Annotated in this window: 11 protein-coding genes and 1 tRNA gene; 7 read left to right on the forward strand and 5 right to left on the reverse strand. The window is 59.8% G+C overall.

What is annotated here, in order from left to right; genetic code table 11:
* Positions 1-84: 84 nt before the first annotated feature.
* Entirely contained in the window at positions 85-699 is a 615-nt protein-coding gene (locus FHT84_RS19605) for an FMN-dependent NADH-azoreductase (protein WP_112340986.1), read from the forward strand.
* Between the two features lie 53 nt (positions 700-752).
* Here FHT84_RS19605 and FHT84_RS19610 read toward each other — a convergent pair whose 3' ends face one another.
* Complete coding sequence (locus FHT84_RS19610; RefSeq protein ID WP_183763558.1) at positions 753-1,334, reverse strand: TetR/AcrR family transcriptional regulator; 582 nt, start codon at positions 1,332-1,334, stop codon at positions 753-755.
* Between the two features lie 105 nt (positions 1,335-1,439).
* On the opposite strand from FHT84_RS19610, the gene FHT84_RS19615 reads away from it, so the two are divergent.
* Positions 1,440-2,216, forward strand: a complete 777-nt coding sequence (locus FHT84_RS19615) for an SDR family oxidoreductase (protein ID WP_183763561.1) — start codon at positions 1,440-1,442, stop codon at positions 2,214-2,216.
* A 105-nt stretch (positions 2,217-2,321) separates the two neighbouring features.
* Here the strand turns inward: FHT84_RS19615 and FHT84_RS19620 are convergent, their stop codons facing one another.
* Together FHT84_RS19620 and ilvA are read right to left on the reverse strand one after the other, a co-directional pair.
* Positions 2,322-2,660 (reverse strand): HlyU family transcriptional regulator, encoded by a 339-nt coding sequence (locus tag FHT84_RS19620; RefSeq protein ID WP_015339645.1) that lies wholly within the window; start codon positions 2,658-2,660, stop codon positions 2,322-2,324.
* A gap of 37 nt (positions 2,661-2,697) precedes the next feature.
* Positions 2,698-3,948 (reverse strand): threonine ammonia-lyase IlvA, encoded by a 1,251-nt coding sequence (gene ilvA / locus FHT84_RS19625; protein ID WP_183763564.1) that lies wholly within the window; start codon positions 3,946-3,948, stop codon positions 2,698-2,700.
* A 335-nt stretch (positions 3,949-4,283) separates the two neighbouring features.
* Here ilvA and FHT84_RS19630 point away from each other — a divergent pair.
* Positions 4,284-4,369: transfer RNA gene (locus tag FHT84_RS19630), tRNA-Leu, on the forward strand.
* A gap of 80 nt (positions 4,370-4,449) precedes the next feature.
* On the opposite strand, the gene wrbA is transcribed toward FHT84_RS19630, so the two are convergent.
* Complete coding sequence (gene wrbA / locus FHT84_RS19635) at positions 4,450-5,049, reverse strand: NAD(P)H:quinone oxidoreductase type IV (RefSeq protein WP_112340989.1); 600 nt, start codon at positions 5,047-5,049, stop codon at positions 4,450-4,452.
* 239 nt (positions 5,050-5,288) lie between these two features.
* On the opposite strand from wrbA, the gene FHT84_RS19640 reads away from it, so the two are divergent.
* The 4 genes from FHT84_RS19640 to FHT84_RS19655 all read left to right on the forward strand — a co-directional run bounded on the left by FHT84_RS19640 (position 5,289) and on the right by FHT84_RS19655 (position 12,412).
* Positions 5,289-6,062, forward strand: a complete 774-nt coding sequence (locus FHT84_RS19640) for a competence/damage-inducible protein A (protein ID WP_183763566.1) — start codon at positions 5,289-5,291, stop codon at positions 6,060-6,062.
* A gap of 114 nt (positions 6,063-6,176) precedes the next feature.
* Positions 6,177-7,022: a universal stress protein gene (locus FHT84_RS19645; RefSeq protein ID WP_183763569.1), complete on the forward strand. Its 846-nt coding sequence runs from the start codon at positions 6,177-6,179 to the stop codon at positions 7,020-7,022.
* 316 nt (positions 7,023-7,338) lie between these two features.
* A complete protein-coding gene (gpt, locus tag FHT84_RS19650; RefSeq protein ID WP_112340991.1) occupies positions 7,339-7,836 on the forward strand; it encodes a xanthine phosphoribosyltransferase in 498 nt (165 codons plus the stop codon).
* Positions 7,837-8,605: 769 nt separating this feature from the next.
* Positions 8,606-12,412 carry a vitamin B12-dependent ribonucleotide reductase gene (locus FHT84_RS19655; RefSeq protein ID WP_183763572.1) on the forward strand — a complete coding sequence of 1,269 codons (3,807 nt, stop codon included), beginning with the start codon at positions 8,606-8,608 and terminating at the stop codon, positions 12,410-12,412.
* A gap of 281 nt (positions 12,413-12,693) precedes the next feature.
* Here FHT84_RS19655 and FHT84_RS19660 read toward each other — a convergent pair whose 3' ends face one another.
* Positions 12,694-13,728: an AraC family transcriptional regulator gene (locus tag FHT84_RS19660; protein WP_183763575.1), complete on the reverse strand. Its 1,035-nt coding sequence runs from the start codon at positions 13,726-13,728 to the stop codon at positions 12,694-12,696.
* Positions 13,729-13,790 lie beyond the last annotated feature (62 nt).

Below are 13,790 nucleotides of genomic sequence, written 5' to 3' on the forward strand. Positions count from 1 at the left end.
ATAGCACTGACGACTTATTTATGGAGGCGAACGTGATCGGACTCTCCCAGCCGATTTAGCAACTCATTGAAAAGGAAAACGGATATGTCCTCCATTCTGCTTCTGACCTCCAGCCCGCGTCCGGACTCGCTCTCCACGAAGATCGCCACCGAACTGGCCGAGAAGATCAAGGCCAACAATCCGGGTAAGACGCTCGTCAAGCGCGACCTCGCTGCCGACAACCTGCCGCACATCGATGGCCCCTTCACGGTCGCCATCCGCACGCCGGCTGACGCCCGCACGCCCGAGCAGCAGGAACTGGTCAAGGTTTCCGACGCGCTGATCGACGAGCTGCTGGCAGCCGACACCCTGGTCATCGGCACCGGCCTCATCAACTTCAACATCTATTCCTCGCTGAAAACCTGGATCGACAACGTCGCCCGTGCCGGCCGCACCTTCACCTACACGGAAACCGGCCCGAAGGGTCTGGCGACCGGCAAGAAGGCCTATATCGTGCTTGCTTCCGGCGGCGTCTACTCCGAAGGCCCGGCTGCCCCGCTGAACCATGCCGTTCCCTACCTGAAGTCGGTTCTCGGCTTCATCGGCATCACCGATGTCGAGACCGTTTACATCGAAGGCGTTGCTTTTGGTCCGGAAGCTGCCGAAAAGGCCGTCGGTGCCGCCCAGGCCCGCGCCTCGGAGCTGGCTCTCGCCGCTTAATCGACTGCAGCCTTCAGACATTGACAGGCGGCCGGCATCAGCCGGCCGCTTTGCTATTCCGCCTGTGGCAACTCCTTCACGAACGACCTCACGGTTTCCAGAATTTCATCGGAAAGAGCCTCGTCATTTGACACGCGCGCAAGGCCGAGCGCACCGGTCATCAGGCAGGAAGCGATGATCGCCTTGCGTCTGGCTTCGGCTGTCTCCGGTTTCGGCATGCGCGCCGTCATCGCATCGAAATTCCTCCGCAAGCCTTCCGTCGCAACAGCGCGGACCGTATCGCTGCTGCGCGCCATATCCGCCGTCAGCGCCGCATAGGCACAGCCCTCACCGCAATGATCGCGGTGACGCTCGCTGAGATAGGTATCGACATACTCATCGAGCGAGATGCTTTTGGGATCAATCCCCTTGTCCTCCTGCTGCCGCCGCCATGATCCGATCGCCGACTCCACAGCTTCCGCGACCAATTCGTCGCGAGAGGCGAAGTGCTTGTAGAAGCCGCCGACGGTAAGCCCCGCTTCCTTCATGAGGTCGGCAACGCCGATCCCTTCCAATCCCTCCTCGCGCAGACGCTTGGCGGCGAGCGTCACGATGCGTTCATGCGTCTTCTGCTTCTCCAATTGTGAGCGGCCCATCGAAAATCCTCTCATGCCTGGCTTGACAAAATGGATTACGATCATAATCCTTATAGATAACGATCATAATCCAGATCGTGTCAAAAGCCAACAGGAGCTACGAACATGCGTCTCAAGAACAAGGTTGCCGTCATCACCGGTGGAAACAGCGGCATCGGACTGGCCACCGCCCGCCTCTTCCTCGCCGAAGGCGCCAAGGTCGCCATAACAGGCCGCAATGCCAAGACACTGGCCGCGGCAGCCGAACAGCTCGGCGGCGGCGTGCTGGCGTTGCAGGCCGACACCACCGATATTCCTGCCATGGAGAAGGCGTTTGCCGAGGCCGCGGAGAAGCTTGGAAAATTCGATGTGGTCTTTGCCAATGCCGGTATTGCCGGCGATACTCCGCTCGGCAAGACCACGCTTGAGCAGTTCGAAACCATCGTCCGCATCAATTTCACCGGCGTCTTCTTCACCGTGCAGGCCGCCTTGCCATATCTGAACGATGGCGGCTCCGTCATCCTGAACGGCTCTGTGCATGCCGTGCTCGGCATTCCCGGCGCCTCGGCCTATGCCGGCACGAAGGGCGCGGTTCGCGCCATGACCCGCAATCTCGCCTCCGAACTCGCGCCCCGCGGCATCCGCGTCAACCAGGTGACGCCCGGCGCCACCAAGACGCCGATCTGGGAACCGCGCGCCAGCACGCCGGAGGCCCTGGATGCGCTGCAGGCCCGATTTGGCAGCCTCAGCCCGCTCGGCCGCATGAGTGAAGCCGACGAAATCGCGAAAGCCGCGCTCTATTTCGCCTCAGACGATTCCGCCAACGTGACGGCGATCGAAATCACCGTCGACGGCGGCGCGATCAACGCTCCATCCGGCGCGAAGATATTCCGCGCGGCTTGAGCCTCGCGAATTATCAGCCATCAATTTTCAATGAGTGTTATGGGCCGCCAAAGCAGATGCAGAGGCGGCCTTGCATCTGATGCATGTTAAAGGAGTTTGGCTGCTTCAGACCTGGCGGACTTTTTCGCCGTCGCCAAAGAGGCCGGCACCGTTTTGATCGATGATCTGCTGGCCCTTGCGGAAGGTCGATTCCACTGCATCGTCGGACGAGGTGAAGACGTCGGCGCGGATGAAATTGCGCACCAGGATCTCGCCATTCACATCCTTCTCGATCCGGCCCATGAGCCGGAACTGATTGCCCTCGCGCTGCGGCGTCGCATAGATCGTGCAGCCGGCATGCACCTGGGGCTCGACGCTAACCGTCGAGCCGCCGGACTTTTCAGTGCCAGCCTGCGATGCGCCACCGGTAAAAATCGAAAGGATATTTGAAAAGAACGAAGCCATGGATCGCCTTTAGCATGAAGGTTGCGGGGTCGCAAAGTCAAATGATCAGGTTTGCCAGGATCTCGTTTTCGGTGATGTCCTCATAGCCCATGCCGGAACTTTCAAAATTGGCGATAAGCTGCTTGAAATTATCCGGATTCTTCGTCTCGATGCCGATCAGGATGGAGCCGAAATTGCGGGCGCTCTTCTTCAGATATTCGAAGCGGGCAATATCGTCTTCCGGCCCGAGCATGTTGAGGAAATCGCGAAGCGCGCCGGGGCGCTGAGCCAGCCGCAGGATGAAGTATTTCTTCAAGCCCGCATAGCGCATGGCGCGTTCCTTGACATCAGGTAGGCGCTCGAAGTCGAAATTGCCGCCGGAGACGACGGCGACAATGGTCTTGCCGCGGATGGCGTCGCGATCGAGCTTTTCCAGCGCCGTGATCGCCAGCGCGCCGGCCGGCTCCAGCACGACGCCTTCCACATTCAGCATATCGGTGATGGTGACGCAGATGGCATTTTCCTCGATGAGCTTGACCTGCTCGGCCGCAAAACCCTTCAGCGCGGCGAAGTTCAGCTCGCCGATGCGGCCAACGGCGGCGCCATCGACGAAATTATCGACCTTGGCAAGCGTTACCACCTGCCCCGCCTCGATGCTGCGGCGCAGGCTCGGCGCTCCCGCCGGTTCGGCGAAGGTGAAGGCGTTACGGGCAAGCGTATCGGAAAAATAGCCGGTGATGCCAGCTGCCAGGCCTCCGCCGCCAACAGGCAGGAGGACATGATCGGCGACAACGCCATCAGGCAGTTGCTCGGCGATCTCTGCAGCAACCGTCGCCTGCCCTTCGATGATATCGGCATGATCGAAAGGCGGCACCATGACGCCATTGATCTCATCGACATGCTCGCGGGCCGCCTGATAGCATTGATCGAAGAAATCGCCGAAGAGCCTGATGGTGATGAACTCGCCGCCGAAGATGCGGGTCTTGTCGATCTTCTGCTGCGGCGTCGTCACGGGCATATAGACGACGCCCGGCACACCAAAATGCCGGCAGACGAAAGCAAAGCCCTGGGCATGATTGCCGGCGGAGGCACAGACGAAAGTCCTCCCCGTGCCGCCCTCGGCAATGACCTTGCGGAAGAAATTGAAGGCGCCGCGGATCTTGTAGGAACGAACCGGCGTCAAATCCTCGCGCTTCAGCCAGATGTCGGCACCATAGCGGGCGGAAAGATGCTCGTTCAGCTGCAGCGGCGTTGCGGGAAAAAGGCCACGCATGGCCTCGGTGGCTTCGAGAACAGTCTGTTTGTCCACGGCTTGTCCGTCCTTCTTCAATCCATCCCCGCTATGGCACAGGAAAGATGAGTAAAGAAAGCCTGTTTAGCGCGCTTTCGGACCTGCCGGAACGAGATTCTTCCCAATGATGCCGTCCACCTCTTCATCCCCAAATTCTACGAGTTGACAGTGCGGCTTCGCCTGTCTCCAATGCGTGACAGCCATCATGATGATGGTTAGAGGCCCGTCCAACACCGATCCGTCGGCTTAGGCGGGCTTCGCCTGGGTCAGTCAGGCAAAGCCATAGAGATCAAACTCTTCCCACAAAACATTTCCTTGACTGAATCGCTCAAGTGCTTGAAGGGAAAAAGCACGCGGACGTGGCGAAACTGGTAGACGCAAGGGACTTAAAATCCCTCGGCCTTTGGCTGTACGGGTTCGACCCCCGTCGTCCGCACCAAAAAGTCAAATTCCATCAAGCCCAAACGAAAAAGGCGCAGCTTTTGCCGCGCCCCTCTCAATCGATATGCAGAATTCAAATCAGGCCGTGAGCTTTGCCGCGATCTTGGCGACGTGCGCGCCCTGATATTTTGCGGCTTCCAGTTCGATTTCCGATGGCTGGCGCGAGCCGTCGCCGTTGGTGATCGTCGAAGCGCCGTAGGGCGAGCCGCCCTTGACTTCCTCGGTGCCCATCTGGCCCTGGAAGGCGTAAGGGAGGCCGACGACGGCCATGCCGTGGTGCAGAAGGGTCGGGATGAAGCCGAGGATGGTGGATTCCTGGCCGCCATGCTGGGTCGCGGACGAGGTGAAGACCGAGCCGACCTTGCCGACCAGCTTGCCGCCAAACCAGAGACCGCCGGTCTGATCCCAGAAATTGCGCATCTGCGAGGCAACGGTGCCGAAGCGGGTGCCGGCGCCGATGATGATGGCGTCATAGTCTGCGAGTTCGTCGGGCGTTGCGACCGGGGCTTCCTGATCGAGCTTGAAATAGGAGGCCTTGGCAACCTCTTCCGGCACCAGTTCCGGAACGCGCTTGACGGTAACTTCAGCTCCGGCCGACTTTGCGCCTTCCGCGACGGCATAGGCCATCTTCTCGATATGACCGTAGGAGGAATAATAGAGAACCAGAACCTTAGCCATGAACGTCTCCTGTTTGTTGGACGCGTTGATTGTGGTGGCAAGTTTTATCAGCGATGCGACAACAGCGCAGCCCCCATGCCCGGAACGCACTGTTCATCCCCTGTAGACGAAAAATTCATTTGCGTCGCTTCCCGATGATTGCGCCCATGCGAAATCGACCGTTTGCATTCGCGGAAAACGGCGCTACCTATTTCGAACTTTTTGCGAACGCGCCGATGCGCATTTTCACGGATGTCCTCATGTCAAACGATACCATTGTCACAGCCGCCATGCTGGCCATCGGCGACGAACTGCTCTCCGGCCGGACGAAGGACAAGAATATCGGCCATCTCGCCGATGTCCTGCTGCTGGCCGGCATAGACCTGAAGGAAGTCCGCATCGTTGCCGATGATGAGGATGCCATCGTCTCGGCGCTGAATGCCCTACGCCCCCAGTACGACTATGTCTTCACCTCCGGCGGCATCGGGCCGACCCATGACGACATTACCGCCGATGCCATCGCCAAGGCCTTTGGGGTGCCCTGCGAGCACGACGCCGAGGCCATGCGGATCATGGGGGAAATGTATGCGCGACGCGAGATGGAGTTCACCGAGGCGCGCCAGCGCATGGCCCGCATGCCTGTGGGATCGAAGCACATCGCCAATCCGGTCTCGACCGCTCCCGGCTTCAACATCGGCAATGTCTATGTCATGGCCGGCGTGCCGCAGGTCTTCCAGGCCATGCTCGACAATGTCATACCGACGCTCAAGACCGGAGCGCGCGTTTTGTCGACCGCCATTTCCTGCCCTTATGGCGAGGGCGAGATCGGCACGCCACTCGGGCTCATCCAGAAGGCACATCCGGACACGAGCATCGGTTCCTATCCGCGCTATGTCGGCCAATCCTTCTCGACGGAAATCGTCGTGAGGGGCCGGTCCGCCGAATTAATTGAAAATGTCGCAGCCGAGGTACGCGCGATGATCGAAGACATCCGCCAGTCGAAAGCCAAGGAAAATCAATCGGCTGAGGCATAATACTCAACGAATGGCTGCACTCCTTGCGGAACCAGAGGCGATCGAAGCGCATTAATTTATCGCGGAATGCAGATATAATGCTGAGATCCAACCCTCCGCATGGGAGATCACGTCATGTCGTACAAGACCCTATTGACCGTTCTCGACAATCCCGGCAACACGCGCATCGCCGCCGATTTCGTGGCAGCGCTGGCGAAGGAGCACGACGCTTGCGTTGTCGGTCTTCATGCGGAAATCGTCTCTACTGTGCCGCTGGTGGCGCCGATGGAAATTCCTGATCCCGTCGCCGTGCAGGCTCTTCAGGATGCCGCTCATCATCAGGCGGTCGAAATCGAGCGGCTGTTCCGCGCAAAGATGGAAAGCGCCGGTCTCGACTATGAATGGCACAGTTTTGCCAGCACGTCCGGCTACGGCACCGAACCACTGATCGAAAGCGCCCGCAGCGCCGACCTGCTGGTTGCCGTGCAGCCGGACCCATCCAAATATGGCGACTCTCAGGTTGACGTCGAAACCTTCCTGTTCGACAGCGGCCGCCCGGTGCTTCTGATCCCCTATATATTGACCGCTCCGAAGCCGATCCGCCGCGTCCTGATCGCCTGGAACGGATCGAAGGAAGCGGCGCGTGCAACGTTCGATGCCCTACCCTTCCTCAAGGCTGCAGATTCGGTCGAGATCCTCTCGGTCAGCACATCCGAGAAAGAATCCCACCCGTCGAGGGAAACCGGCGTTCGCATCGCGGCGGCGCTGACGCGCCATGGCGTTCGCGCCAAATTCGTGACGGCGGCCTGCACCGGCAAGTCGACGCCGTCGCAGGTCATCGAAAACCGCCTGGCGGATGACAGTATCGATCTGCTTGTTATGGGTGCCTATACGCATTCCTGGCTGTGGCAAATGATCTTCGGTGGCACGACGCGCACCCTGCTGCAATCGATGACGGCGATAACGCTTCTGGCCCGCTGAGCCGCCAAAGCGCGAATCAAACGGTTTCGGGTGCGGATGTGCACCGATTGCGGGCTTTGCGGCTATTGCCTTTTGCCGGCAAATCCAGCAGAAAGCAGCGACCGATGACAGAATTCCCGCCAGGGAACCGTTCGCGTGGTCGACGGAGCATGGTCCCGAAAAAGCACATGGCTTTTTCCCGGATGAGATCCTGTTCAAGCAGATAGCAAGCGAATCGCGTTCCGGATTTGGTTCATGGTCCGCGCCCGCCGCGGGGTCTGCTCAGGGTCGCCGGCATTGCCGGCGCGTCATTATTCCATGCCCCGGAGCTTCTGCCATGTCCCTGCCCGATAAAGCCTTTCCCGTATCCTGGGATCAGTTCCACCGCGATGCGCGCGCCCTTGCCTGGCGGCTCGCCGGTCTCAACCGCGATTTCAAGGCAATCGTCTGCATCACCCGCGGCGGCCTCGTGCCGGCCGCCATCATCTCGCGCGAACTCAATATCCGCCTGATCGAGACGGTCTGCGTCGCCTCCTACCACGACTATTCCAGCCAGGGCGAAATGAACCTGCTGAAAGGCATCGCGCCGGAACTGACGGTCAATGGCGGCGAAGGCGTGCTCGTCATCGACGACCTGACCGATACCGGCAAGACGGCCGTCGAGGTTCGCAACCTGCTGCCGAAGGCACATTTCGCCTGCGTCTATGCCAAGCCGAAGGGCGTGCCGACCATCGACACCTTCATCACGGAAGTCAGCCAGGACACCTGGATCTACTTCCCCTGGGACATGGGCTTCACCTATCAGGAGCCGATCGCCAAGGGTCACCGCGGTTAAACCGCCATTTCGCGTTGCGAATCACTCGCTGATTCTGCTGCGCGTCGAAATCGAACCGGAAGACGGTAATAGAGGTGGGCGCTGCGGCGCCCACTAGATTTAGTAGGCGTCACAATAGCGAGAATGCGTGGGATTCAAGGGTTTCGGCCCGAATCGTGATGCGCCACAGCATGATTTCGCTGCCTTGCCAATGGTCTCGCGGTCACGGACACAAATTTGTCGTTTTCGACACCCGCAGTGATGAGGCTTGCGCCGTCATCGATCCCACAAAGGGCGAGCATCTCCCATCAAGCTCTTGATTCTTCTACTCTACTGACGTTTCCCCACTTTCCACAGGCGAGCCCACAAGATATTGTGGTTAGCAATCCATTACAAACCACCCCTTGACGGAATCGGGTCTTTCAAAGTTAATGGACGACGTTGCGGCGGCGACTGGACCAGGCGGGTTAGTGAGGGCTGGTTCTCAATTCGAAATCGGATCTTGATTCAAGGCGATTCACCTTTGCCGGTGGCCGCCGCGGGGGTTTTTGTGCCGATCTCGATGCCGTCGAAAAAATAGATGCGGGGACTGGCGGCAATAAGCTGTTAATACTATATTTAGTGTTTGCGGCCACCATCACCACAAGATACAGGAAACTCATCTCCGGGTGACACCTCCTGTCAGAAAGCGGATTGAAGACTGGCTGCGCGTTGAAATCGCGATGCCGGAATGAGAATTTTTGCGCCCTGCTTTCATGCGGGCGCACACCAACGAATGAGGATTGGGATTATGCGCATCGAACGTCGTTTTACGAAGGCCGGCCAGTCACCCTATGCGGATATCGAATTCCGCAAGGCGACCAGCGAGATCAAGAATCCGGACGGCTCGATCGTCTTCCGCCTCGAAAATATCGACGTGCCCGCGCAGTTCTCGCAGGTTGCCGCCGACATTCTCGCGCAGAAGTACTTCCGCAAGGCCGGCGTGCCCGCCAAGCTCAAAAAGGTCGAGGAGAACGACGTTCCTTCATTCCTGTGGCGTTCCGTGCCCGACGAAGCTGCCATGAAGGATCTGCCGAAGGAGCAGCAGAGCGGCTCCGAAACCGATGCGCGCCAGGTCTTCGATCGCCTTGCCGGCACCTGGACCTATTGGGGCTGGAAGGGCGGCTACTTCTCTTCCGAGGAAGATGCTTCAGCCTTCCGTGACGAGCTTGCCTATATGCTTGCCACCCAGCGCGTCGCTCCGAACTCGCCGCAGTGGTTCAACACCGGCATGCACTGGGCCTATGGAATCGATGGCCCCGGCCAGGGCCATTTCTATGTCGATCCCTTCACCGGCAAGCTCACCAAGTCCAAGTCGGCCTATGAGCATCCGCAGCCGCATGCCTGCTTCATCCAGTCGGTCGAGGACGATCTCGTCAACGAAGGCGGCATCATGGATCTGTGGGTTCGCGAAGCCCGCCTCTTCAAGTATGGCTCCGGCACCGGCTCGAACTTCTCGATGCTGCGCGCCGAGGGTGAAAAGCTTTCCGGCGGCGGCCGTTCATCGGGCCTGATGAGCTTCCTGAAGATCGGCGACCGCGCCGCCGGCGCCATCAAGTCGGGCGGCACGACGCGCCGCGCCGCCAAGATGGTCGTCGTCGACATCGACCATCCGGATATCGAGGAATACATCAACTGGAAGGTCAAGGAAGAGCAGAAGGTTGCCGCTCTCGTGACCGGCTCGAAGATCGTCGCCAAGCACCTGAAGGCGATCATGAAGGCGACGGTGAATTGCGAAGGCGACAATGACGATTGCTTCGATCCGGCCAAGAACCCTGCCCTGAAGCGCGAGATCCGCGCTGCCAAGAAGGACCAGGTTCCGGAAAACTACGTCCAGCGCGTCATCCAGTTCGCCCGCCAGGGCTACAAGGATCTCGAATTCAAGACCTACGACACGGACTGGGATTCGGAAGCCTATCTGACCGTATCCGGCCAGAACTCCAACAATTCCGTCTCCATCAAGGACGACTTCCTGCGCGCCGTCGAGAATGACGGCGAATGGCACCTGACCGCCCGCAAGGACGGCAAGATCATCAAGACGCTGAAGGCCCGCGACCTCTGGGAGTCCATTTCCTACGCCGCCTGGGCATCGGCCGATCCGGGCCTGCATTTCAACACGACGATGAACGACTGGCATACCAGCCCGGCTGCCGGCCCGATCCGCGCCTCCAATCCGTGCTCGGAATACATGTTCCTCGACGACACGGCCTGCAACCTTGCTTCGCTGAACCTGATGACCTTCAAGGATGCAGCGACGAAGCGCATCAACATTGCCGATTACGAGCATGCCGTCCGCCTCTGGACCGTCGTTCTCGAAGTCTCCGTGATGATGGCGCAGTTCCCCTCGCGCCGTATCGCCGAACTCTCCTACGAATACCGCACGCTCGGCCTCGGCTACGCCAATATCGGCGGCCTGCTGATGTCGTCGGGCATTCCCTATGACTCGGACGAAGCCCGCGCCATCGCCGGCTCGCTGACGGCGATCATGACCGGCATCGCCTATGCGACCTCGGCTGAAATGGCATCCGAACTCGGGACCTTCCCGATGTTCAAGCCGAACCGCGAGAACATGCTGCGCGTCATCCGCAACCATCGCCGCGCCGCCTATGGCGAGACCTCGGGCTATGAGAACCTGTCGGTCAATCCGGTGGCGCTGATCCATTCCGACAATCCGGACCAGGATCTCGTTGCCCATGCCAAGGCCGCCTGGGACAAGGCGCTGGAACTCGGCGAAAAGCACGGCTACCGCAACGCCCAGGCAACCGTGATCGCGCCGACCGGCACCATCGGCCTCGTCATGGATTGCGACACGACCGGTATCGAGCCGGACTTCGCTCTCGTAAAGTTCAAGAAGCTCGCCGGCGGCGGCTACTTCAAGATCATCAACCGTGCCGTTCCGGAAGCGCTGCGCGCTCTCGGCTACTCCGAAAGCCAGATCGCCGAGATCGAGGCCTATGCCGTCGGCCATGGCAACCTGAACCAGGCTCCCGCCATCAACCCCTCGACGCTGAAAGCCAAGGGCTTTACGGCTGAGAAGATCGATGCCGTCAACGCCGCTCTGAAGAGCGCATTCGACATCAAGTTCGTCTTCAACCAGTGGACGCTCGGCGCCGACTTCCTGAAGGGCACGCTGAAGGTTTCCGACGAGCAGATGGCCGATATGAGCTTCAACCTGCTCGACCATCTCGGCTTCTCCAAGAAGGACATCGAGGCCGCCAACATCCATGTCTGCGGTGCCATGACGCTGGAAGGCGCGCCGTTCCTGAAGAACGAGCACCTCGCCGTCTTCGATTGCGCCAATCCCTGCGGCAAGATCGGCAAGCGCTACCTCTCGGTCGAAAGCCACATCCGCATGATGGCGGCCGCTCAGCCCTTCATCTCGGGTGCGATCTCCAAGACGATCAACATGCCGAACGAGGCGACCGTCGAGGATTGCAAGAACGCCTACATGCTGTCCTGGAAGCTCGGCCTCAAGGCCAACGCTCTTTACCGCGACGGCTCCAAGCTCAGCCAGCCGCTGAACGCTTCGCTGATCGAGGATGACAGCGACGAGGATGCGCTGGAGGAATTCCTGCAGGCGCCGGCCGCCGCGCAGGCCGTCACCATCACGGAAAAGATCGTCGAGCGCGTGATCGAGAAGGTCGTGCGCACGCAGGAAAAGCTTCCCGGTCGCCGCAAGGGCTACACCCAGAAGGCCAAGATCGGCGGACACACGATCTTCCTGCGCACCGGCGAATATGACGATGGCCGTCTCGGCGAAATCTTCCTTGACATGAACAAGGAAGGCTCGGCTCTGCGCGCCTTCATCAACAACTTCGCGATCTCCGTCTCGCTCGGCCTGCAGTATGGCGTGCCGCTCGAGGAATATGTCGACGCCTTCACCTTCACCAAGTTCGAGCCGGCCGGCATCGTCACCGGCAACGACGCCATCAAGAACGCCACATCGATCCTCGACTACGTGTTCCGCGAGCTGGCGATCTCCTATCTCGGCCGTCACGATCTTGCCCATGTCGACACCTCGGACTTCAACAACACGGCGCTCGGCCGCGGTGTTTCCGAAGGCAAGGCCGATGTCGTCTCCAAGGGCCTGACCCGCGGTTACAAGCCGACACTGGTTCCGACCAGCGGCGAACGTCCGGCAGCCGAAGCCAAGGGTTCGGCATCTGGCGCCCCGGTCCGCGGAGCCTCGCTTTCGACCGTGACCGCCTTTGCCGGCAACACGGCGCGCAAGCTGGAGCCGGCGAGCGCGGTCTCGACCTCCGAAGTCGTCGCCTTCAAGCGCGACTATGAGGAGCGCGCGAAGGAATTGGCCGAAGAGATTGCAGAGGAACTGGCGAACGAAACCGCTGAAACCACCGGCCTCTTCACCGACAAGGCCGCAAGCGACGCGGCAACGGCCAAGACCGAAGCCAAGAAGCTCGAATCCGAACGCCGCGCCCGCTCCATCATGCAGGGCTACACCGGTAACATGTGCACGGAGTGCCAGAACTTCACGATGGTCCGGAATGGAACTTGCGAGAAGTGCGACACGTGTGGAGCTACGAGTGGCTGCAGCTGAGCATCTGATCGCACACGGAACGCGCCATTAGGTTGTCATTGGCCATTCTGATGTCATTAACGTGACCTTTTGGGCGGACAACCAGGCATCCTTTCCGGGCACTTCGGTGCCCGGAAGTACTTCGCGGAACAAGACAAGAATCAACTATGATAGAAATCGAACGTCGGGTGACAGGCGCCATACGCCAACTTGCGTTACCCGAAGATACTGGCGCGCCCCAATTACGCACCGAGTGCGATTCATGAGCCGATCCCTTGGTATTCGGTCTTCAGGAATCTGCATCAATGCAGCGAATTGAATTGCGAGGCATCCCGTTCGTTCAGCTCGCGCCATTGCAGAGGCGTCAGCCCCTCCCAGTCACGAAAGGCGCGATAGAAGGAACTGCGATCCTGATAGCCTAGAAGACATGCGACCTCGTCGATGTCGGTGGATGGGTTGGACAGGAGTTGCCGTCCGAGTTCCTGGCGCGCTTCCGACAGAAGCTCGCGAAAGGTCTTGCCCTCATCGGTGATGCGCCGTTGCAGCGTTCTCTCGCTCATGTTGAGATCCTGCGCTATCTGCGACAACTCCGGACGTCCGCTTGCAAGCGATCGCTTCAGGACAACTTTCACCTGGTCGCCAATGGAACTGCGGGCCTGCAGTTCACCCATGGCGGCAGCAAGCGCCGGCGTGAGGATTTCCAGGAGCTCCGGATTGTGGCCCGGAAACGGCCGGTCAAGATCGGCCGATTTCAGGACGAGCCTGTTCTGCGGAGCACCATACTTCACAGGACACCCGAAAAAGAACTGATACAGATCGCTCTTTGGCCCGGAGCGCATGAACTCGACCCGAATCGGCGTCAGAGCTTGGCCGGTTCCGCGGCGACCAAGCTCGATCAGGAAGGCGAAGGCAACGTCCGTGGCGATCCTGGGCTCAGGCTCGGTCGCGTAAATCCAGTTGCTTGTGATCGAGACTTCGCCTTTATCCTCATGGAGACTCAGTTGCTCGGGCGTGCAGAGCCGCTTAAAGCGCGCGACCCGGTAAAGTGCATCGCGATAATCCCTGGCGTGAAAGGCGGCCAAGGTCGATGGTGGATGAACCGCCGTATCCGCCTCGCGGACAAGCCGAAGTCCGAGCGCAGGCTCCGGCATCAACTCTTCGAGCGCCCTGAAGATCGCAAAATACTGCGAGGTCGTCACCATGCCATTCTCGCCCAGATACAACGTGGCGGGCAAACCGGCCTGACGCAGAACCGCAGACGGTGGCAAGCCGATCCGCTCGACCGCACGCCAGAAGGCCTGCGGCACCTTGCATTTATCTGCTGGCATCACACTCATCTCAGTCGACCCTCTAAGCCCGATCTCGCAGAAGTGCGCTCGTCTGTCATCCGCCTCGGGAA

Source organism: Rhizobium sp. BK289 (genome assembly GCF_014193575.1).
GTDB classification, from domain to species: domain Bacteria; phylum Pseudomonadota; class Alphaproteobacteria; order Rhizobiales; family Rhizobiaceae; genus Rhizobium; species Rhizobium tropici_C.